Source organism: Lentzea sp. NPDC036949, assembly GCF_055608075.1.
On the sequence record NZ_JBVJRA010000004.1, the window covers coordinates 184,715 to 205,323 of the forward strand.

Here is a 20,609-nt window from a genome sequence, read left to right on the forward strand (position 1 = left end):
CGTCCGGGGTCAGACGTTGAAGCGGAACTCCACCACGTCGCCGTCCGCCATCACGTAGTCCTTGCCCTCCATGCGGACCTTGCCCGCCGCCTTCGCGTCGGCCTTCGAGCCCGCGGCCACCAGGTCGTCGAACGACACGACCTCGGCCTTGATGAAGCCCTTCTCGAAGTCGGTGTGGATGACGCCCGCGGCCTGCGGGGCGGTCGCGCCCTGCGGGATGGTCCACGCCCGCGCTTCCTTCGGGCCCGCGGTCAGGTAGGTCTGCAGGCCGAGGGTGTGGAAGCCGGCGCGGGCGAGCGAGTGCAGGCCCGGCTCGTGCTGGCCGATGGACTCCAGCAGTTCGAGGGCCGACTCCTGGTCGAGCTCCAGCAGCTCGGACTCGACCTTGGCGTCGAGGAACACCGCGTCGGCCGGGGCGACCAGCTCGCGCAGCTCCTTCTGGCGGGCCTCGTCGCCCAGCACGCCCTCGTCGGCGTTGAAGACGTAGAGGAACGGCTTGGTCGTGAGCAGGGACAGCTCGCGGATCAGCGCGTGGTCCACCTCGGACTTCGCGGAGAACAGCGTGCGGCCGGAGTCGAGGATCTCCTTGGCCTTCTGCGCGGCCTCGAGGGCGGGGCGGCGGTCCTTCTGCATCCGCGCCTCCTTCTCCAGGCGCGGGACGGCCTTCTCCAGGGTCTGGAGGTCGGCGAGGATCAGCTCGGTGTTGATCGTCTCCATGTCGGAGGCGGGGTCGACGCGGCCGTCGACGTGCACCACGTCGGGGTCGTCGAACACGCGGATGACCTGGCAGATCGCGTTGGCCTCGCGGATGTTGGCGAGGAACTTGTTGCCGAGGCCCTCGCCCTCCGACGCGCCCTTGACGATGCCTGCGATGTCGACGAACGACACCACGGCCGGCACCTCGCGCTCCGAGCCGAAGATCTCGGCGAGCTTGGTGAGGCGCGCGTCCGGCAGCGGCACGACGCCGACGTTCGGCTCGATGGTCGCGAACGGGTAGTTCGCGGCGAGCACGTCGTTGCGCGTCAGTGCGTTGAAGAGGGTGGACTTGCCGACGTTGGGCAGGCCGACGATACCGAGGGTCAAACTCACGGGTGACGAGTCTACGGCAGACCACGGTGGTGTCCGATTCCCGCGAGCCATAGCGCGTTCCCGCTGGCAGGATCGCTGACATGGTCATCGACGAAGAGCACGCGTACCGGGTGTGCGCCGCACGTGACGCCCGGTTCGACGGGTGCTTCATCCACGCGGTGCGCACGACCGGCATCTACTGCCGGCCGTCGTGCCCCGCGGTGACCCCGAAGCGCCGCAACAGCCGGTTCTTCCTCACCGCGGCCGCCGCGCAGTCCGCCGGCTTCCGCGCCTGCCGCCGCTGCCTGCCCGACGCCACGCCCGGTTCGCCGGAGTGGAACCTGCGCGCCGACCTGGCCGCCCGCGCGATGCGGCTGATCAGCGACGGCGTGGTCGAACGCGACGGCGTGTCCGGCCTGGCGACGAAGCTCGGCTACTCGGAACGCCACCTCACGCGGGTGCTGACCGCCGAGCTGGGCGCGGGTCCGCTGGCGCTGGCCCGTGCCCACCGCGCGCACGCCGCCCGTTTGCTGATCGAGACGACCGAGATGGCATTCGCCGACATCGCGTTCGCGGCCGGGTTCGCCTCGGTGCGGCAGTTCAACGACACCATCCGCATGGTGTTCGCCTCCACGCCCTCCGACATGCGCGGCCGCGGCAAGGCGCCGGTCGGCACGCCGGGACGGATCGTGCTGCGCCTGCCCTACCGGCCCCCGTTCGACGCCGTCGGCCTGCTCGCGCACTTCCGCGCGCACGCACTGCCCGGCGTCGAGGAGGTCACCGACGACTCCTACGCGCGCACGCTGCTCCTGCCGCACGGCGAGGCGACCGTGCGGCTGACGTTCCCGGCCGACCACGTCCTGTGCTCGCTGCGCTTGGCCGACGTCCGCGACCTGGGCGCCGCCGTAGCGCGGGTGCGGCGCCTGCTGGACCTCGACGCCGACCCGGTGGCCGTGGACTCGTTCCTCGGCGCCGACCCGCTGATCGGCCCGCTGGTCCGCGCGGTCCCCGGCATCCGCGTCGCGGGCAGCGTCGACGGCGCCGAGACCCTGCTGCGCCTCGTGGCCCCGTTCGCGGGCGTCCCGCTGCGGGTCCCGGACGGCGCGCTGACGCACCTGTACTCGGCGGGTGACCACCCGGTGGCCGAGGCGCTGGCGAGCGGCAGACTCGTCGTGGACGTGGGCCGCTCCCTCGAAGACCTGACCGAAGAGCTCGCACCCCTGGTCGGCGCCCAGAACGCCGACGAGGTGGCCATGCGGGTCCTGGGCGCACCGGACGTCCTGGTGCTCCCCGCGCGACTGCGCGACCTGGCTCCCCACGGCCCGGACTGGCGGCCGTGGCGCTCCTACGCGAGCGCACACCTGACGAGGAAGGCAGCAACCCCATGAGCGTCGCCCACACGTCCACCGTGGACACCCCGACCGGCCCGTTCACCGCGGTCGTCGCGGCGGACGGAGCGGTGCTGGCCAGCGGCTGGACCGCGGACCTCGCCCTGCTGACGCCGCAGATCCACGCCTCGCTGATGCCGTCGGAGATCGTCCCGCGCCCCGACCTCGGCACCGTAACGAAGGCCGTCGAGGCTTACCACGAGGGTGACCTGGAGGTGATCGACACCGTCGAGGTGCGGCAGAGGTCGGGACCGTTCCTGCAGCACGCGTGGGACGTCCTGCGGACCGTCCGCGCCGGCGAACCGGTCACCTACAGCGAGTACGCGTCCCTGTCCGGGCGTCCGGCGGCGGTGCGGGCGGCGGCGTCGGCGTGCGCGCGGAACTCCGCGGCGTTGTTCGTGCCGTGCCACCGCGTGATCCGGATCGGTGGGGACCTGGGTGGGTTCCGCTGGGGGCTGGACGTGAAGCGCTGGCTGCTCGCGCACGAGAGCTGAGCCCCGGGCGATAGGGACCGGGCGCGGAACGGCAGTTCGGGCAAGGCGGCGGAGCGAGACGCGTCCGGGCGAAGCGGAGCCAGCGACGAAGCGCGGCGCGTACGGGCGAAACACGAGCGGGCGAGGCGCAGGGCCGCTGTGCGGGCGGAGCGGTCGCGAGTGGCACCTGAGCAAAGCGGGTGGACGCGAGCGGAGCGCGAGCCTGCGGGCGCGCAGGCGAACCGCGTGCGAGCCGACGGCGGCGCGACGAACACCGAGCGAGCTGGTCGCGGCGCGACCAACCGCATGACACCGGCTCCGCGCTGGAGGTGGTGCGGGACGGTCAGGCCAGCGACACCTCCAGCGTGGAGCCGGTGCGGGCCTTGCGGACGCGCAGGCGGGTGGGGATGCGTTGGCGGAGTTCCTCGACGTGGGAGACCAGGCCTACGACGCGGCCACCGGCGCGGAGCTCGTCGAGGGTGTTCATGACGATGTCGAGGGTGTCGGAGTCGAGGGTGCCGAAGCCCTCGTCGACGAACAGGGTGTCGAGGAGGGCGCCCCCGGTCTCGTTGGCCACCACGTCGGCGAGGCCCAGGGCCAGGGAGAGGGAGGCGAGGAACGACTCGCCGCCGGACAGGGTCTTGGCCGGGCGTTCGCGGCCGGAGTAGTCGTCGAGGACGTCGAGGGTGAGGCCGCCGCGGGTGCCGCGGGCGCCGGCCGAGTCGGAGTGCACGAAGCTGTAGCGGCCCTGGCTCATGCGGTGCAGGCGGGCGGAGGCGGCGACGGCGACCTCCTCCAGGCGGGCGGCCAGGACGTAGGAGCGCAGCGTCATCCTCTTCGAGTTCTGGCCGCGGCCGTTGATCACGTCGGTGAGCGCGTCCAGCTCGGCGTAGGCGGCTTCCAGCGGTTCCAGTGCCTTGCGTTCGGCGCGCAGGCGGGCGGCCAGTTCGCCGACGCGGTCGAACGCGCCGCGGGCGCGGGCCAGGCGGGTGGCGGCCTCCGAGGCGGTCGTGCGGGCCGCGGTGGCCTGGGCGACCACCTCGTCGAGGTCCACGGCGGTGGCCGGGTCGACGCCAGCGAGCTCCTCCAGGGTGGCGGTGGCGCTGGCGCGAGCGCGTTCCCAGGCGGCGATGCGGTCGTCCAGGGCCTGCAGCTTCACCGGCGGGCGGGCGGCGGCCAGGGCGGTGGGCACGTCGGCGAAGCCGGCTTCCGCGGCGAGAGCGGCGACCAGCGCCTCCTGCTCGGTCACGCGGGCCAGCGCGGCGTCGCGGGCGGAACGGCGGTCGGCCAGCTCCACCAGGGCCTTGGCCAGGCGCAGGAGGTGGTCGCGGCGGGTCAGCACGTCGTCGTGCTCACCGCGCGCGGCGTCCAGGCGGGCGGCGCGGACCTCGACGGTCGTGGTCAGGGCGGTGTGCTCGGTGCGCAGGCCGACCAGGTCCTGCTCGACGCGCGACTTCTCCGCGCCCAGGTCGCGGGTCTTGGCCTCCAGCGCCACGAACTCCGTCTGCCGCTGCGACCGGGTCCGGGCGAGCTCCGCCGCGGCGCGGTGCTCAGCTACCACGACGCCGGGCTCGTCGGAGCCCAGCACCTCCCAGCACGACTGGATGCGCAGCTCGGCTGCGTGCTGGGCCTTCTCGGCCGCGTTGCGCTGCTCCAGCGCGGCCTGCTCGTCGCGCGCCGCGTCCTCCTCGTCGGCGGCACCGACACCGCCCAGCATCGGTTGCGCGGGAGCGGGGTGGCTGGGCGACCCGCACACCGCGCACGGCTTGCCCCGCTGCAACGCCGACGCCAGCTCGATCGCCATGTTCTCCAGGCGCTGCTGGCGGACCTGCTGCAGCACGTCCTTGGCCTTCTGGTGCACGTCGATCGCCTGGTGCAGCTCGTTCTTGCGCGCCTCCAACGCCTGCAGCGCACCGGGCAGCGCCTCGGCCGCGTCCGCCTTGGCCTTCAGGCCCTCCAGCCGCGCGGACGCCTCGGCCGCGGCGTCGAGCTGGGCACGGCACCGCGCCAGCTCCTCCGGCAGCACCTCCAGCTCGGCGTTCACCGCGAGCAGCCGCCGCTCGACCTGGTAGGACGCGTGCTTGAGCTCCGACAGCCGCCGCTCGTCGGCCTTCTGCCGCTCGGCCTCCGCGGCCAGCTCCCCGAGCCCACCGGCCTCCTCGCGGAACCGCTCGGCGTCGGCCCGCAGCTCCGTACCCGCGTACCCCAGCCGCTCCAGCGCCTCGGCGGCCCGCGCCTCGTCGCGCAGCGCGAACTCGTGGGACTGCCGCAGCTTCGCGATCTCGCCATGCGCGGGCACGACCGGGACGGCCCGGCGGGCGGCGTCGCGTTCGGCGAACCAGGCGGCGGAGTCCGCGTCCTCCACCCGCTGCAACAGGTCGCGGGCCTCGCGGACGCGGCGGATCTGGTCGGCCTGCACGCGCGCCTGCGCGAGCAGCGCGTCGGCCGAGTCGGCGAGCCCCGCGGTCTCCACCGACCGCTCCTCCAGCTCCTTCACCGCGCGGGACAGCCGGTCGAGCAACGACTCCAGCCAGTCCGGCTCGTCGGACGGCTCCTCGCCTGCGGCCTCGGCGACCCGGTGCACCAGCTCGTTCGCACCGCGCCGGCGCTCGTCCAGCGCGCGGCCGGCCGTCAGCCGCCTGTCGCGGAACCACTTCTCCACGTCGAGGAACCGCTCGGTGCCGAAGAGCTTCTCCAGCAGGACCTCCCGCTCGGCCGTGTCCGACCGCAGGAACTTCGCGAACTCGCCCTGCGGCAGCAGCACGACCTGGAAGAACTGCTCGTACGACATGCCCAGCAGGTCCTCGACCGCGCGTGCCACGTCGTCGATGCGGGTGATGCCCTCGCCGTCCCAGCCCTCCAGCCAGGTCAGGGAACACTTCGCGGGCTGCGTGGTGAAGCCGCCGCCGCGCTTCTTCGGCCGGTCGAACTCCGGCGAGCGCACGATCCGGAACCGACGCGCCTGCACGGTGAGCTCCAGCGACACCTCGGTCGGCGTCTGCGGGTCGGCGTACTCGCAGCGCAGCTTCTTCACGTCGCCCCGAGCGCCAGGCACCCGGCCGAACAACGCGAACGCCACCGCGTCGAGCAGTGTCGTCTTGCCCGCGCCCGTGTCCCCGTGCAGCAGGAACAGCCCGTCCGCGCCGAGCTGGTCGAAGTCGACCGCCTCGGGTCGCGGGTAGGGCCCGAACGCCGTCAGCTCCAGGCGGTGCAGCCTCATCGCTCCCGCTCCCTCGCGACCGACGCGAAAGCCTCGCGCAGCAACGCCTTCTCCGCTTCCGACGGCTCGGACCCGCGCGCGTCGGAGACGAAGCAGCAGGCCACCTCCTCGTCGGTGCGGCCGCGCACCCGCTCGGCGTAGGTCATGGTGTGCTGCTGGCCCTGCTCCGGCCGCCACTCCACGTGCACCGCGTGCTCGAACCGCTTCTGCAGCTGCCGCAACGCGTCCATCGGCCGCACCCGGTCGGTCAGCACCACCGACAGGAAGTGGTCCTCCAGCGGCGTGTGCACCGGGTCGGACAGCACGTCCTCCAGCGTGCCCGTCACCGTCGCGAGCGCCCGCGGCACCGGCAGGTCGCGCCGCTCCACACCGACCAGGCCGCCCTCGTCGAGCTCCACCAGCCACACGGACTTGCGGTGCCGCGCCTCGGAGAACGAGTAGGCCAGCGGACTGCCCGAGTACCGCAGGTTGTCCGCCAGCGTCTGCGGCCCGTGCAGGTGCCCCAGCGCCACGTAGTCCACGCCCTCGAACACCCGGGAGGACACGTCCTGCACGCCGCCGACCGCGATGGTGCGCTCCGACTCCGACGGCGCCCCGCCGGTGACGAACGCGTGCGCCAGCACCACCGACCGCGCCGCGCGACCGGCCAGGTCGGCCCGCACCCGCCGCATCGCCTCGGTCAGCACCCCGGCGTGACCCTTCTCCACGACTCCCAGGACGTGCCGGGCCGGCTCCGGTTCCAGGAACGGGATGCCGTACAGCACAACGGGTCCGTGCTCGTCGGCCAGCTCGACGGGCGTGGCCAGCTCGGCGATCGAGGTGCGCAGGTGCAGCCCGCCGGCCGCCGCGAACTCGCCGAACACGCCGATCCGCGCCGCCGAGTCGTGGTTGCCCGGCGTGATCACGATCCGCGCGCCGGCCGCCCTGATCCGCATCAGCACCCGCGCGCACAACGACACCGCGTCCGCCGACGGCACCGCCCGGTCGTACAGGTCGCCGGAGATCACGACCACGTCGACCCGCTCGGAGGCGACCAGGTCGGCGAGGCCGCCCAGCACCAACTCCTGCTCCACGAGCAGGTCCCGGCCGTGGAACGTCCGCCCCACGTGCCAGTCGGAGGTGTGCAGGATCCGCATGGGCCCAACCGTAGAGACGGGGTCCGACAAAACTCCGCCAGGGTTCCCGGCGTGTCACCCGATCGAGTTCACATCGGTGGTGGAGCATCATCGGTGCCGTGACCGCAGTGATCATCACCGCCTCCCTCGTCCTGGCCCTCGTGTGCGCCGGGGCGCTGGTGTTCGTCTGGCGCCTGTACCAGGACGGCGTCCGCCGGACCGACGAGGCCATGCTCGCCATCCAGGCCGAACGCGCGCGCGTGGACGCCCAGCAAGCGGCTTTGCAACGGTACGAGGTGGCGTTCTCCAGCGTCTCCGGCCGCGGCGAGCTCGGCGAACAGGTGCTCGTCGAGACGGCGCGCGCACTCGGCCTGAGGGAGAACCTGCACTACACGTTGCAGACGGACGTGGCCGGCGGCGGCTCGGTGCGGCCGGACATGGTGCTCAACGTCGGCGGCGGCCGCGCGGTCCCGGTCGACTCGAAGATGTCGATGGCGACCTGGGCGGAAGCGGTCGAGACCGACGACCCGCAGGAACGCCGGGACGCGCTGCGGGTGCACGTCCGCAACATCCGCTCGCGCGCCGCGGAGCTGGCCGGCAAGGGCTACCAGCGCTGGGCCGACGCGATCTACGGCACGATCATGTTCGTCCCCAACGACGGCGCCGTCGTCGCCGCGCTGGACACCGACCCGGAGCTGCTGCGCTGGCTGCTCGACCGCCGGGTGTTCCTGTGCGGCCCGACCGGGTTCGCGGTGATCGCGTCCTCCGCGATGTTCGCGGTGACCGAACGGGCGCTGGCCGACGACGTCGAACAGGTCCGCGTGCAGGCCGGGCGCGCCCACCGGGCCGCCGACGCCGCGATCGACGCCGTCAACCTCTCCTCCACCCACCTGCAGCGCTTCCTCAGCGCGCGGCGCCGTGAGCTCGACGCGCTGGAGGGGTTCCGCGCGAGCGTGGAGCCGCTCACCGACGCCTCCGCCACCCCAACGCCCCTCCCGATCGTCCGAAGGGCGGACGAACAGTCCGCATAAAACGCACGGAGCGTGCGGTCGGGTTGCTTTCTCGTGAGATAACCACGGACTGACGAACACCGAATGGCCGAACGGCTACCGTGTGCCTCGTGAGTGAGCTGCGTGACCGTCAGGACGACCTCGACGAGGTCGAGGACTACGACGCCGTGCCGTGGAACTACCGGGCCATCGGCGGGTCGTTCAAGGGCATCCCGTGGTGGGCCGCGATCCTCTGCGCGTTCATCCCGGCGGCCATCAGTGCGTTCATCGACATCAGCGGCACCAAGACGGTCGGCTGGACGTTCAACGTGGCGTTCTTCCTCGGCGCGCTCGCCGCGATCCTGCTGGTGCAGCGCCGCAGCCTGTTCGCGCCGATGGTGCAGCCGCCGCTCGTCCTGGCCGCCACCGTGCCGCTGCTGGTCCTGATGACCGGCGGGGTGGAGAAGGGCGGCCTCGCCGCCATGGCGCTGGGCCTGGGCAAGCCGCTGATCGACAGCTTCCCGGTCATGGCGATCACCACCGCCGTCACCGTGGCGCTGGGCATCGTGCGGATCTTCCTGCAGAAGGACCCGAACCGGCCGAGCGCGGACGAGGTCCGCGAGGCGAAGGCCGAGATCAAGTCGCGCAACAAGCCCGCTCGCAAGCCTGCGCGTGAAGAGGCCGTCGACGAGCCGGAGGAGCGTCCGCGCCGCCCACGTCCCGAGGGGGCCCCTGCGCGCCGTCCGCGTCCGGAGGGTGCTCCAGCACGCCGCCCGCGCCCGGAAGGTGCCGCCCGCGGCGAGCGCCCGGCCGGCCAGCGCCGTCCCCGCCCCCCACGCGACGACCGCTGAGCTGCTGAAACACCCTGACTCATTTGTCCGGACCCAGCCCGCTCAACCACACCCCGCACAACCTCGGCTGAACGCACGCGGGGACCTTTCGTACTCAGTGAGAGTACGAAAGGTCCCCGCGTGCACTTCGGAGGACTAGCGGACGAGGTCCTTGCGGAGCTCGCGCGGCAACGAGAACGTGATCCGCTCGTTCGCCGTGGTGATCTCCTCGACCTCGCCGAAACCGTGCGTCTCCAGGAACTTCAGCAGCTCCATCACGAGCAGGTCCGGCACCGACGCGCCCGAGGTGACGCCGACGGTCTCGACGCCTTCGAGCCACGCCAGGTCGACCTCCTTGGCGTAGTCGATGAGGTACGAGGCCTTGGCGCCGTGCTGCAGCGCCACCTCGACCAGGCGGACCGAGTTGGAGGAGTTCTTGGAGCCCACGACCAGCACCAGGTCGCACGACGGCGCCATCGTCTTCACCGCGGTCTGGCGGTTCGACGTGGCGTAGCAGATGTCGTCCGAGGGCGGGTCCTGCAGCTCGGGGAAGCGGTCCTTGAGCTGCCGGACGCGCACCATGGTCTCGTCGACCGAGAGCGTCGTCTGCGACAGCCAGATCACCTTGTTCGGGTCGCGCACCTCGACGGTGGCCGCGTCCTCCGCGGTGTCGACGAGCTGCACGTGGTCGGGTGCCTCACCGGCGGTGCCCTCGACCTCCTCGTGGCCCTCGTGGCCGATCAGGAGGATGTCGTAGTCCTCCTTGGCGAACCGCACGGCCTCCTTGTGGACCTTGGTGACCAGCGGGCAGGTCGCGTCGATGGTGCGCAGCGACCGCTGCTCGGCCTCCGCGTGCACCGCGGGCGACACGCCGTGCGCCGAGAACACCACGAGTGCGCCCTCGGGGACCTCGTCCGTCTCGTTGACGAAGATCGCGCCTCGGTCGGACAGGGTCTCCACGACGTACTTGTTGTGGACGATCTCCTTGCGCACGTAGACGGGAGCGCCGTACTTCTCGAGGGCGAGCTCGACCGTCTCGACGGCACGATCAACGCCCGCGCAGTAACCACGCGGCTTCGCCAACAGGACTCGCTTGGGCATGCCTCCAGGGTACCCAGGACCGTTCCTAGGCATTTGCCGCGCTGGTGCGGCAGGCTAGGCGGTATGAAGCCACTGCCACTGGGTGTCCGAGTCGCCGCCGGGCTCGCGGTGACCGCCCTCGAACAGGCCCGCAAGCTGCCGCAGCAGCTGGCCGGACTTCCGTTGACGGTGGTCAGCGAGGCTATGCAGCTCTCCATGCGGGTGCAGCAGCATGTGACCGAACTCGCCATCAAGGGCGACGACGTCCTCTCCGGACTGAGGCCCGCGGAGGAGGAGCCGGAGTGGGCGACGTTCGACGAGGACGAGACGCCGGTCACGACTTCTCAGGAAACCCCCGCCGGTGACCCGTGGGAGGAAGAGGAACGCGCGCTCGCCGAGGTGCCGGAGTTCCTGCCGTCCTACGACGAGCTGACGATCGCCCAGCTGCGCGCCCGGTTGCGGAACCTGTCGCTGGAGCACCTCGAAGAGCTGTTGCGCTACGAGCTGGACCACGCCGCGCGGCCGGAGTTCATCGGCATGCTCAACCGGCGGATCGCGACGGTCAAGGCTCAGTGACCGACAAATCCACGCCGGAGAACCCGTGGCCGGTGCGGACGGTCGCGCGCAAGCTGCTCGACTGGATCAACCGGCTCGGCGAGGTCTGGGTCGAGGGCCAGGTGACGCAGCTGAACGCCCGCAGCTCCACGGCGTTCCTGACGCTGCGCGACCCGAGCGTCGACATGTCCATGTCGATCACCGCGAGCTCGGGGATGGTGCGCGAGCTGCAGCTGACCGAGGGCAGTCGCGTGATCGTGCACGGCAAGATCAGCTTCTACCCGAACCGCGGCACGCTCTCGTTGCGCGCGGACGAGATCCGCGCGGTCGGCATCGGCGAGCTGCTCGCCCGCATCGAACGGCTGCGCAAGCTGCTGCACGCCGAGGGCCTGTTCGACCCGCGCCGCAAGCGCAGGCCGCCGTTCCTGCCGCAGAAGATCGGGCTCGTCACCGGACGCGCCTCCGCGGCGGAGCGGGACGTGCTGACGAACGCGCGGAACCGCTGGCCCGGCGCGCACTTCCGCGTCATCAACGTCGCCGTGCAGGGCCCGACCGCGGTCACCCAGGTGATCACCGCACTGTCCACTTTGGACCGCGATCCGGAGTGCGACGTCATCATCATCGCCCGCGGCGGCGGCAGCGTGGAGGACCTGCTGCCGTTCTCCGACGAGGCGATGTGCCGCGCGGTCGCGTCGTGCCGCACGCCGGTGCTGTCCGCGATCGGGCACGAACCGGACACCCCGCTCATCGACCACGTCGCTGACGTGCGGTGTTCGACGCCCACCGACGCGGGCAAACGGGTGGTTCCCGATGTCGCCGAGGAGGGTGAACGGGTCAGGCAGATGCGCGACCGCGGCCGGCGCGCGCTGCACGGCTGGGTCGACCGCGAACGCCGCTTGCTCGACCAGCTGCGCTCACGACCTGTGCTTTCGGACCCGCACGGTCCGCTCGACCGCAGGGCAGAAGAGGTGAACCGGCTGCGGGAGCAGGGACGGCGAGCGGTCACGCAACGTCTCGACCGCGAGGACGTCCACCTCTCCGGGACGAAAGCCCGCTTGACGACCCTCGGACCAGCCGCCACGCTGGCGCGCGGATATGCCGTTGTGCAACTCGTCACACCCGACGGGCCGGACGGTGTGTTGCGGTCCGTGACGGACGCCCCCGGCGGAACACAGCTGCGGGTGCGCGTCGTTGACGGAGCAGTGCGCGCTGTGGTGACCAGCGCGGGAACCGATGCGGGAGGGGGAGGTACCGATGATGCGTGATGCCGTGTTCCTGCCCCTGACCATGGAGGCGGCCGGCGCGTGCGCGTCCGGGCTGCGCACCAAGGCGGAGGCGGCGAACAGGGCCGCGGCGGAGTGCTGGACCGATCTGGTGGGCGACTGCGACACCGCGAGCCGCCGCACGCTGATCCTGACGTTGCACGACCTGAGCGAGGCCACCGCGGGCACGGTGCAGTACCGGCGCGTCGCGGAGGCCGAGGCGCTCATCGACGAGGCGGTGCGAGAGGGTGACGGCGAGGAGTTCGCGGAGGCGCTGGTCGGGTACGACCTGGCCGTCGCGACCGTGCTGAGCCGTCTGAGGAGCCAGTCCGCGTGAGTCCGGAAGCACAGAAGGAAACACTGGGTTACGAAGCCGCCCGCGACGAGCTGGTCGAGGTGGTCCGCAAGCTGGAGGCCGGTGGCCTGTCGCTGGAGGACTCGCTCGCGCTCTGGGAACGCGGTGAGGCGCTCGCCAAGACGTGTGAGCAGCATCTCGCCGGTGCGCGCGAGCGAATCGATGCAGCTCTCGCCGTGGTCGAGGAGGACGTTTCGCAGGCGTGATCCCGTGCAAGGATTCAGATTGCCGATCACAAACCCGGCACGCTGAGTAGTCGCATGGAGGCGCGCAATGGTGAACACCCCCGCGGAACGACGTCGCGAAGCCCCGGACCGGAACCTGGCGCTGGAGCTCGTGCGCGTCACCGAGGCCGCGGCGATGGCCGCCGGCCGGTGGGTGGGACGCGGCGACAAGAACGGTGGTGACGGCGCCGCGGTCGACGCGATGCGCAAGCTGATCCACACCGTGTCGATGCGCGGTGTCGTCGTGATCGGCGAGGGCGAGAAGGACGAGGCGCCCATGCTGTTCAACGGCGAGGAGGTCGGCAACGGCGAGGGCCCCGAGTGCGACGTGGCCGTCGACCCGGTCGACGGCACCACGCTGATGTCGAAGGGCATGCCGAACGCGCTGGCCGTGCTGGCCGTGGCCGAGCGCGGCGCGATGTTCGACCCGTCCGCCGTGTTCTACATGGAGAAGCTGGCCGTGGGCCCGGAGGCGGCCGACGTCATCGACATCACCGCCCCGATCGCGGAGAACATCCGCCGGGTGGCGAAGGCCAAGCACAGCGACGTGTCCGACGTGAACGTGTGCATCCTCGACCGCCCCCGGCACGAGTCGATCGTGCGGGAGGTGCGCAAGGCCGGCGCGCGCATCCACTTCATCTCCGACGGCGACGTGGCGGGCGCGATCGCGGCTGCACGCCCCACGTCCGGTGTGGACATGCTCGTGGGCATCGGCGGCACGCCGGAGGGCATCATCGCGGCGGCGGCGCTCAAGTGCGTCGGCGGTGCGATCCAGGGCCGGTTGTGGCCCAAGGACGACGAGGAGCGCGAGAAGGCGATCGGCGCGGGCCACGACCTGTCGCGCGTGCTCACGACGAACGACCTCGTGTCGGGTGACAACGTCTTCTTCTGCGCCACCGGCGTGACCGACGGCGACCTCCTGCGCGGTGTGCACTACCGGGCGGGTGGCTGCACGACCCAGTCGATCGTCATGCGGTCCAAGTCCGGCACGGTGCGCATGATCGACGGCTTCCACAGCCTGCACAAGCTGCGCGAATACGCCTCGGTGGACTTCGACGCGCCCGAGAACGTCCAGCAGCCGCTGCCGTAGGTCGCTGTGAATCTGTGAACCGTCAACGGACCGTCACCCTCCGAGTGACCCTAGTGACCGGGTCGGTTTTGTCCTTAGTTTCCGTCCTGACCCCGGCAACCCTGCGCCGGGTTCAGGAAAGGAACTCAACGATGAGGGCACGTTCGTTGTTCTCCGCATTCGTCGTGGCCGCGGGCGCTCTGCTCGCCTCGGCCGTCTCGGCGACGGCGGCCCCCACCCCCACCGCTGACGGCGAGGTCTCGCCGATGATCGTGGGTGGCGGCAACGCCACGCAGGTCTACTCCTGGATGGTCTCCCTGCAGAGCACCTCCGGCAGCCACTTCTGCGGCGGCACGCTGATCAAGGCCAACTGGGTCGTGACGGCGAAGCACTGCGTCCAGGGCTCCTCGGCGGCCTCGATCCGCACCCGGATCGGCACGACCAACCGCACCAGCGGCGGCACGGTCACCGGCGCGTCCCGGATCGTCACGCACCCGTCGGCCGACCTGGCGCTGGTGCAGCTCAGCACCTCGGTCAGCCAGGCGCCCGCCCCCGTCGCGGCCACGTCCGGTCCGGTCGGCACCGCCACCCGCATCATCGGCTGGGGCCAGACCTGCCCGGTCCGCGGTGCCTGTGGCGCTCCGGTCACCCTGCAGGAGCTGAACACCTCGATCGTCTCGGACAGCCGTTGCTCCGGCATCAGCGCCGCGTCGGAGATCTGCACCAACAACACCGACGGCAACAAGGGCGCCTGCTACGGCGACTCGGGTGGCCCCGAGGTGAAGTCGATCAACGGCCGCTGGGAGCTCATCGGCGCGACCAGCCGCTCCGGTGGCGGCGCGAACTGCGCCCAGGCCCCGTCGATCTACGTGGACGTCCCGTACTTCCGCTCGTGGATCAGCCAGTACGCCGGCACCGTCTAGTCGCACGGCGGTAAGCGCAGCCCCGAGGACCCGTCTCCCCTTCATCGCGGGAGGCGGGTCCTCCGCGTCGCGACCGCCGCTCGTGCCGTGGCCGGGGTGCATCCGAACATGATTGAAGTCACCTGAGGGTGGTTATCCCATCACCGAGGGGTGATGAGGATGCGAGTTCTGATCACGACGGTGCTCCTGCTCCTCGGTGTGGCGGCCTTCGCCACTCCCGCTCAGGCTCAGGCGGGGTGCACCGTCTACAACGGAGCGTGCCTGGAGAAGCACTCGAACCTGGCATGGCTCGTCTACAACGGGAAGACGAGCTACGGCCCGGTGAAGGTGAGCCACGGCAAGCCGGGGCACGAAACCCCTGTCGGCACGTTCTCGGTACTGCGCAAGGTGAAGAACGACTGGAGCGTCCCCTACAACGGCCCGATGCCGAACGCGGTGTACTTCACCACGACCGGTATCGCGTTCCACCAGGGTGACATCGCGGTCCAGTCGCACGGTTGCATCCGGATGACGCTCGACGCCTCGCAGGTGTTCTACGACAACCTGGTGGTCGGCGAGCAGGTGCAGGTCCTTCCTTGATCGAGCGGTGACGAGCCCGCCGGGGTCCGAAGTGGACTCCGGCGGGCTCGTCGCGCGGTCAGCCGCCGTGCAGCAGGCGCCGGACGGTCCCGGCGATGCCGTCCACGCGCTTGAGGGCCGACTCGTGGTCGAGACCCTCGTCCTCCCGTGCGAGCGTGTAGACGACCCCGCCCGCACCCGCGACGTGGTCGGGCACCCACACGATCCCGCGTTCGGCCAGCAGGTCCGCGACACCGTCGTCGGTCAGCTGGTTGTTCGCCGGGCCGACGACCAGCCGGACGTCCAGCGACCGCACCACCTCCGGGCTCAGCACGCCGCCGACGGCCGCGGGCACCAGCACGTCGGCCTTCGTCGTGCACGCCTGCTCCGGCTCCACCCAGCCGAACTCGCCGGTCCGCCTGCTCCGGTCCACATCGGACACCACGACGTCCGCGCCAGGCAGCCCCCGTGCGACGAGCTCGCCGACCGACCCGAACCCGCTGATGACGACCTTCCTCCCGGTCAGGTCCGCGCTCCCGAACACCTCCTCGGCCGCCGCGTGCAGCGCCGCCAGCACCCCGCGCGCCGTGGGCCCGCTCGACGAGCCCGTGCCGCCGTGCTCCTCCGGCAGGCAGTACGCGTGCGGGGTGATCTCGCGCAGCACCAGCATGTCGTCCGGCCCGGTCCCGACGTCCGGCCCCGCCCGGTACTGCCCGCCGAACTCCTCGATGAGCTCCGCGTGGTCGAGCAGCACCGCCCGCCGCAGCTCGGGCATGAGCGGCCGGTCGGCCACGATCACGCTCTTCGCGCCTCCGTGCGCGAGGCCGGCCGCGGCGCACTTGAGCGTCATCGCCCTGGACAGCCGCAGCACGTCGGCGATGGCGTCCCCGACCGCTGGGTAGGCCTTCATCCGGCAGCCGCCGACCGCAGGGCCCGCCGCGGACGAGTGGACGGCGACCATGGTGGTCATGCCCGACCTCCGCCCGGTGCGCACGACCAGCTGCTCGTGTTCCCACATCTCGTGTCCTCCCCGAACTTCCGACAACATCCGCGCTTGAAGTTAGGGTGATGACCAAGGCCGTGGATGCTCTGCTGAACGTTGTTCGGCAGAGGCAGGCAGGAGGCGTGGTGGACGAACTTGATTCGGCGATCGTGCGGGAACTGCAGCGCGATGCCCGGCAGTCGAACCGCGACATCGCGCGCAAGGTGGGCGTGGCGCCGTCGACGTGCCTCGAACGCACCCGGCTGCTGCGCGAACGCGGCGTGATCCGCGGCTACCACGCCGACATCAACCCGATCGCGCTGAACCGCTCGGTGCAGGCCCTGGTGTCGGTGCAGGTCCGCCCGCTCAGCAGAGCCGTGATCGACGCGTTCCAGAACTTCGCCGCCGGACTGCCGGAGGTGCAGTCGGTGTTCGTGATGGCGGGCAGCGACGACTTCGTGATCCACGTGAGCGCGCAGGACAACGAGCACCTGCACGCGTTCCTGGTGGACCGGCTGAGCCAGCGCAAGGAGATCGTCGGCTTCCGGACGTCGATCATCTTCCAGGCCATCGCGAAGCACGACCCGGCACCGCTGCCGTAGCGCGCGGTGCCGGGTCGTGGTCAGCCGGCGTTGCTGGAGTGCCCCGGGAAGAGGTGGGCGCCGGGGTTGAGCGCCACGGCGATGTTGTTGACCGCCGTGGCCGCCTCGCCGAACCCGGTCGCGATCAGCTTGACCTTGCCGGGGTACTGCGCGACGTCACCCGCCGCGTAGACGCGGTCGATCTTCGTCTGCATGGTGGTGTCGACGACGACCGCGCGGTGGTCGAGCTCCAGGCCCCACGACTCGATCGGCCCGAGGTCGGCGGTGAAGCCGAGCGCGGCGACCACGGTGTGGGCTGGCAGCGTCTTGACGTCCTCGCCCTTGACCTTGACGTCCACTTCGGACAGCGGTGTGCCGCGCAGCGCGAGCACCTCGGCGTCGGTGATGATCTCGATGCCCAGCTCGCGGACCTGCCGCACGGTCGCGGCGTGCGCGCGGAAGTTCGCCCTGCGGTGCACCAGCGTGACGCTCGCGGCGATCGGGTGCAGCGCCAGCGCCCAGTCGAACGCCGAGTCGCCGCCGCCGACGATCACGACGTGCTGGTCGGCGTGCTCGGCGAGCACCGGGACGAAGTGCACCATGCCACGTCCCAGCCAGCCGTCGCCCGCGGGCAGCGGACGCGGGTTGAACTCGCCCATGCCGGCGGTGATGAGCACCGCGCCGGCGTTGAGGGTGGTGCCGTCCGCGAGCCCGACCCGCAGACCGTCCTCAGTGGACTCGCAGGTGCGGGCCTGCCGGCCGAGCAGGTAGGTGGGCTTGAACTGGCCCGCCTGCTCGACGAGGCCGTTGACGAGGTCGCGGCCGCGGACCGCGGGGAACCCGGCCACGTCGAAAATCATCTTCTCCGGATACATCGCCGTCACCTGGCCGCCCGGTTCGGGCAGGGCGTCGACGAGTGCGACGGAGAGTTCCCGGAAGCCTGCGTAGTAAGCGGCGAACAACCCCGTGGGACCAGCGCCCACGATGAGGAGGTCGACGTCACGCTCCATGAGTGGTGCCCTTCTGCCAGTGGTGGGTGGCAGTGCTGTGATCGAGCGTAGAGACTCGGGGTATGTCTGAACAGGAGTACCGCGTCGAGCACGACACGATGGGCGAGGTCCGCGTGCCGGTCGACGCATTGTGGCGTGCCCAGACCCAACGCGCGGTCGAGAACTTCCCGATTTCCGGTCGAGGCCTGGAACGCGCGCAGATCCGCGCCCTCGGCCTGCTGAAGGCCGCGGCGGCCCGCGTGAATGCCCGCCTCGGCGTCCTCCCCGACGACGTCGCCGCCGCGATCGCCGCGGCCGCCGACGACGTCGCCTCCGGCGCCCACGACGAGCACTTCCCGGTCGACGTCTTCCAGACGGGCTCCGGCACGTCGTCGAACATGAACGCCAACGAGGTCATCGCCACCCTCGCCACGCGCTCACTGGGCCGTGACGTCCACCCGAACGACCACGTCAACGCCTCCCAGTCGTCCAACGACACGTTCCCCACGACCCTGCGCGTGGCCGCCACGGAAGCCGTGGTGACCGACGTCGTCCCGGCACTGGAACACCTGGAGTCGGTGCTCGCGCAGCGTGCTCTTGAGTGGTCCGACCTGGTCAAGTCCGGCCGCACGCACCTGATGGACGCCGTGCCGATCACGCTGGGCCAGGAGGCGGGCGCCTGGGCCGCCCAGGTCCGCTACGGCGTCGAACGCCTGAACGCCTCGATCCCGCGCCTGGCCGAGCTCCCGATCGGCGGCACCGCCGTGGGCAGCGGCCTGAACGCCCCCGAGGGGTTCGGCGCGGCGGTCGCCGCCGAGCTCGCCACCGCGACCGGCCTCCCCTTGACCGAGGCCCGCGACCACTTCGAGGCCCAGGCCACCCAGGACGGCGTGGTCGAGATCTCCGGCCAGCTCCGCGCGACCGCCGTGGCCCTGTTCAAGATCGCCAACGACCTCCGCTGGCTCGGCTCCGGCCCCCGCACCGGCCTCGGCGAGCTCGCACTGCCCGACCTCCAGCCCGGCAGCTCGATCATGCCCGGCAAGGTCAACCCGGTGATCTCCGAGGCCACGATGATGGTCGTGGCCCAGGTCATCGGCAACGACGCCGCGGTCGCGTTCGCCGGCTCCCAGGGCAACTTCCAGCTGAACGTGATGCTCCCGGTGATCGCCCGCAACGTCCTGGAGTCCTCCCGCCTGCTCGCCGCCGTCGCCCGCCTGCTCGCCGACAAGGTGCTCGCGGGCGCCGAGGCCCAGGAGTCGCAGATGCGCGAGTACGCGGAGTCGTCGCCGTCGATCGTGACGCCGCTGAACCGCTACCTCGGCTACGAGGAGGCCGCCTCCATCGCCAAGCAGTCGCTGAAGGAGCGCAAGACGATCCGCGCGGTGGTGCTGGAGCGCGGTCACGTGCCTGGGAAGCTGAGCGAGGAGCAGCTGGACGAGGCGCTGGACGTGCTGCGGATGGCTCGCGGCGGACGTTGACGCCGCACCCCGTCAGGCCGTGCCGGTTCCGGCACGGCCTGACGGGGTGAAAGTCCTGGAACGGCTGGTCAGGAGTACATCGCGCGCCAGATGGCGAGTTGTGATCGCCAGGGTTCGTTGTAGGCGTGGATCTTGGCTTGTATGGCTGTTGAGCTGCGGTTTTGGTGCTCAACAGTTCTCACTGATTTTCGACGCTTCGGGACGTCTCACGGCCTGGGGACGGCCCGGGAGTTGATCAACCACTGCCGGGGCATCATCCCGACACCGAGCCGATCTCGCGGTCAGTGGTGGCGGGTCAAGACACGCTTTCCCGCAGCGGCGGACAGTCAGGCCTGCACGTCACTCGGGTTGTCGTGTCCGGCTGGCCAGCACGCTCCATCGCTTCACCGCCGCGACAGGATCATCTGCTGAGGCCACCATCTCGACGCATAGCGGTGTTGCCGCCGCACGAAGTCTGCCGTCGTTCGCGTAGCCCAAAACGATGCAACGCAGCCGCTGCCCCACCGCAGGCCACGGCTCGCCCGGCTGGTCTGTGATGTACGAGCTGTCCACGAATCCGCGTTCACCGTTCTCGGATTCGATCAGGAGCCCGTACCGAGCATGGCCAGTGACCAAGCAGTGCACGATGTCGTACCTGCTGCGCGCCTGGATCTCCATGTCTCGCTCCCACAACGTCGATTGCCGCACGCAGTACCACCGTAGCCGCGATCGGCGGGGGCTACGACGAGCTGTCGCTCTACCGGATCGACCAGGTCTGGCGTCAAGCTTCAGGTGAAGCCGAAACGTCAACCATCACCTGAAGCTCGAGGGCGGCGTCTCAGTCAAGACTCTGAGCGTGAACCTGGGGCACCACGACCCCGGCTTCACGCTGCGCGTCTACACGCACCTGATACCCGTCCAGCGGCAACAAGAGCCGCAAGGCCGTCAACGCGCTCTTCAAGCCGAAGAAGCGGGCTGACGGCCTGGAGACGGTGTGATGCCACAGCTAGGCACGGATGAGCTGACTTGGCGCGACCGTGAACTGGTCTCGGCCGGTCTCCATTTCAACGCCCTGGGGACGTCGAGTCGAGATGGTGATCAGATCGCGACCGTCGGCGTCGGCTTGGCGCGACACGATCTCGCAGTCCAGCTCGACTTCGACCGGGTACACCGCGTCGGGCGTCAGCCGGTCATCCGCGTCGAACACCGGCGGCTTGTCGAAGAGGCTCCAGACCGCTCCGTCGGCGTCGGTGAGCTGAACCTCGACCCAACCCGGCTGAGGTTCATCGCTCACCCAGCGCACCGCTTGGCATCTCACTCGTGTCATGTGGACGAGTATGACGGCCTGGAAGATCCGCTAGACCGAAAACAGCAGGTCAGGAGTACATCGCGAGCCAGGTGACGATGTGGTGGTCGCTGAGATCTTGCTAGGCGTGGATCTTGGGTTGTATGGCCGTTGAGCTGCGGTTTTCTTGCTCAGTGGTTCTCAGT

General features: G+C 70.9%; 21 protein-coding genes. 13 read left to right on the forward strand and 8 right to left on the reverse strand.

Translation table 11 applies throughout. The features are described 5' to 3' along the window. Positions 1-9 precede the first annotated feature (9 nt). Complete coding sequence (gene ychF / locus ACZ7CD_RS13300) at positions 10-1,089, reverse strand: redox-regulated ATPase YchF (RefSeq protein WP_360386074.1); 1,080 nt, start codon at positions 1,087-1,089, stop codon at positions 10-12. A gap of 80 nt (positions 1,090-1,169) precedes the next feature. Between ychF and ACZ7CD_RS13305 the strand changes: the two genes are divergently transcribed. Next, on the forward strand, positions 1,170-2,456 hold the full coding sequence (locus ACZ7CD_RS13305; RefSeq protein WP_360386073.1) for an AlkA N-terminal domain-containing protein: 1,287 nt from the start codon (positions 1,170-1,172) through the stop codon (positions 2,454-2,456). Continuing rightward, on the forward strand, positions 2,453-2,950 hold the full coding sequence (locus ACZ7CD_RS13310) for a methylated-DNA--[protein]-cysteine S-methyltransferase (protein ID WP_360386071.1): 498 nt from the start codon (positions 2,453-2,455) through the stop codon (positions 2,948-2,950). Before ACZ7CD_RS13305 ends, ACZ7CD_RS13310 begins: the two co-directional genes overlap by 4 nt. A 322-nt stretch (positions 2,951-3,272) precedes the next feature. On the opposite strand, the gene ACZ7CD_RS13315 is transcribed toward ACZ7CD_RS13310, so the two are convergent. Together ACZ7CD_RS13315 and ACZ7CD_RS13320 are read right to left on the reverse strand one after the other, a co-directional pair. Then, entirely contained in the window at positions 3,273-6,149 is a 2,877-nt protein-coding gene (locus ACZ7CD_RS13315; RefSeq protein ID WP_470378962.1) for an AAA family ATPase, read from the reverse strand. After that, positions 6,146-7,285: an exonuclease SbcCD subunit D gene (locus ACZ7CD_RS13320; RefSeq protein ID WP_470378963.1), complete on the reverse strand. Its 1,140-nt coding sequence runs from the start codon at positions 7,283-7,285 to the stop codon at positions 6,146-6,148. The genes ACZ7CD_RS13315 and ACZ7CD_RS13320 overlap by 4 nt, the downstream gene beginning before the upstream one ends. Before the next feature lie 98 nt (positions 7,286-7,383). Between ACZ7CD_RS13320 and ACZ7CD_RS13325 the strand changes: the two genes are divergently transcribed. Both ACZ7CD_RS13325 and ACZ7CD_RS13330 read left to right on the forward strand, forming a co-directional pair. After that, positions 7,384-8,295 carry a DNA recombination protein RmuC gene (locus tag ACZ7CD_RS13325; protein ID WP_360386067.1) on the forward strand — a complete coding sequence of 304 codons (912 nt, stop codon included), beginning with the start codon at positions 7,384-7,386 and terminating at the stop codon, positions 8,293-8,295. 89 nt (positions 8,296-8,384) lie between these two features. Further along, positions 8,385-9,104, forward strand: a complete 720-nt coding sequence (locus ACZ7CD_RS13330) for a DUF6542 domain-containing protein (protein ID WP_470378964.1) — start codon at positions 8,385-8,387, stop codon at positions 9,102-9,104. Positions 9,105-9,239: 135 nt separating this feature from the next. Here the strand turns inward: ACZ7CD_RS13330 and ACZ7CD_RS13335 are convergent, their stop codons facing one another. Beyond that, positions 9,240-10,184 (reverse strand): 4-hydroxy-3-methylbut-2-enyl diphosphate reductase, encoded by a 945-nt coding sequence (locus ACZ7CD_RS13335; protein ID WP_458429332.1) that lies wholly within the window; start codon positions 10,182-10,184, stop codon positions 9,240-9,242. Positions 10,185-10,247: 63 nt separating this feature from the next. On the opposite strand from ACZ7CD_RS13335, the gene ACZ7CD_RS13340 reads away from it, so the two are divergent. The 7 genes from ACZ7CD_RS13340 to ACZ7CD_RS13370 all read left to right on the forward strand — a co-directional run bounded on the left by ACZ7CD_RS13340 (position 10,248) and on the right by ACZ7CD_RS13370 (position 15,130). After that, positions 10,248-10,739, forward strand: coding sequence for a lipid droplet-associated protein (locus tag ACZ7CD_RS13340; RefSeq protein WP_360386061.1), 492 nt, complete (start codon positions 10,248-10,250; stop codon positions 10,737-10,739). Beyond that, a complete protein-coding gene (gene xseA / locus ACZ7CD_RS13345; protein WP_360386059.1) occupies positions 10,736-11,983 on the forward strand; it encodes an exodeoxyribonuclease VII large subunit in 1,248 nt (415 codons plus the stop codon). Before ACZ7CD_RS13340 ends, xseA begins: the two co-directional genes overlap by 4 nt. Further along, positions 11,973-12,317, forward strand: a complete 345-nt coding sequence (locus ACZ7CD_RS13350) for a sugar ABC transporter substrate-binding protein (RefSeq protein WP_360386057.1) — start codon at positions 11,973-11,975, stop codon at positions 12,315-12,317. The genes xseA and ACZ7CD_RS13350 overlap by 11 nt, the downstream gene beginning before the upstream one ends. Continuing rightward, positions 12,314-12,541 carry an exodeoxyribonuclease VII small subunit gene (locus ACZ7CD_RS13355; RefSeq protein WP_360386055.1) on the forward strand — a complete coding sequence of 76 codons (228 nt, stop codon included), beginning with the start codon at positions 12,314-12,316 and terminating at the stop codon, positions 12,539-12,541. The genes ACZ7CD_RS13350 and ACZ7CD_RS13355 overlap by 4 nt, the downstream gene beginning before the upstream one ends. Positions 12,542-12,608: 67 nt before the next feature. After that, a complete protein-coding gene (gene glpX / locus ACZ7CD_RS13360; RefSeq protein ID WP_360386053.1) occupies positions 12,609-13,649 on the forward strand; it encodes a class II fructose-bisphosphatase in 1,041 nt (346 codons plus the stop codon). Positions 13,650-13,780: 131 nt separating this feature from the next. Next, the gene (locus ACZ7CD_RS13365; RefSeq protein ID WP_360386051.1) at positions 13,781-14,551 is read left to right on the forward strand and encodes a S1 family peptidase; all 771 of its coding nucleotides are present in this window, start codon (positions 13,781-13,783) and stop codon (positions 14,549-14,551) included. 159 nt (positions 14,552-14,710) lie between these two features. Then, the gene (locus tag ACZ7CD_RS13370) at positions 14,711-15,130 is read left to right on the forward strand and encodes a L,D-transpeptidase (RefSeq protein ID WP_360386049.1); all 420 of its coding nucleotides are present in this window, start codon (positions 14,711-14,713) and stop codon (positions 15,128-15,130) included. Positions 15,131-15,188: 58 nt separating this feature from the next. Here the strand turns inward: ACZ7CD_RS13370 and ACZ7CD_RS13375 are convergent, their stop codons facing one another. Continuing rightward, entirely contained in the window at positions 15,189-16,127 is a 939-nt protein-coding gene (locus tag ACZ7CD_RS13375; protein WP_470378965.1) for a Glu/Leu/Phe/Val dehydrogenase dimerization domain-containing protein, read from the reverse strand. Between the two features lie 110 nt (positions 16,128-16,237). Between ACZ7CD_RS13375 and ACZ7CD_RS13380 the strand changes: the two genes are divergently transcribed. Next, on the forward strand, positions 16,238-16,693 hold the full coding sequence (locus ACZ7CD_RS13380) for an Lrp/AsnC family transcriptional regulator (protein WP_360386045.1): 456 nt from the start codon (positions 16,238-16,240) through the stop codon (positions 16,691-16,693). A 20-nt stretch (positions 16,694-16,713) separates the two neighbouring features. Here the strand turns inward: ACZ7CD_RS13380 and ACZ7CD_RS13385 are convergent, their stop codons facing one another. Then, positions 16,714-17,682 (reverse strand): NAD(P)/FAD-dependent oxidoreductase, encoded by a 969-nt coding sequence (locus tag ACZ7CD_RS13385; RefSeq protein WP_360386043.1) that lies wholly within the window; start codon positions 17,680-17,682, stop codon positions 16,714-16,716. Positions 17,683-17,744: 62 nt separating this feature from the next. Here ACZ7CD_RS13385 and ACZ7CD_RS13390 point away from each other — a divergent pair, with 62 nt between their 5' ends. After that, a complete protein-coding gene (locus tag ACZ7CD_RS13390; protein ID WP_470378966.1) occupies positions 17,745-19,139 on the forward strand; it encodes a class II fumarate hydratase in 1,395 nt (464 codons plus the stop codon). A gap of 339 nt (positions 19,140-19,478) precedes the next feature. Here the strand turns inward: ACZ7CD_RS13390 and ACZ7CD_RS13395 are convergent, their stop codons facing one another. Both ACZ7CD_RS13395 and ACZ7CD_RS13400 read right to left on the reverse strand, forming a co-directional pair. Beyond that, entirely contained in the window at positions 19,479-19,796 is a 318-nt protein-coding gene (locus ACZ7CD_RS13395; protein WP_470378967.1) for a hypothetical protein, read from the reverse strand. A gap of 328 nt (positions 19,797-20,124) precedes the next feature. Continuing rightward, positions 20,125-20,412: a hypothetical protein gene (locus tag ACZ7CD_RS13400; protein WP_470378968.1), complete on the reverse strand. Its 288-nt coding sequence runs from the start codon at positions 20,410-20,412 to the stop codon at positions 20,125-20,127. Between the last annotated feature and the right edge of the window lie 197 nt (positions 20,413-20,609).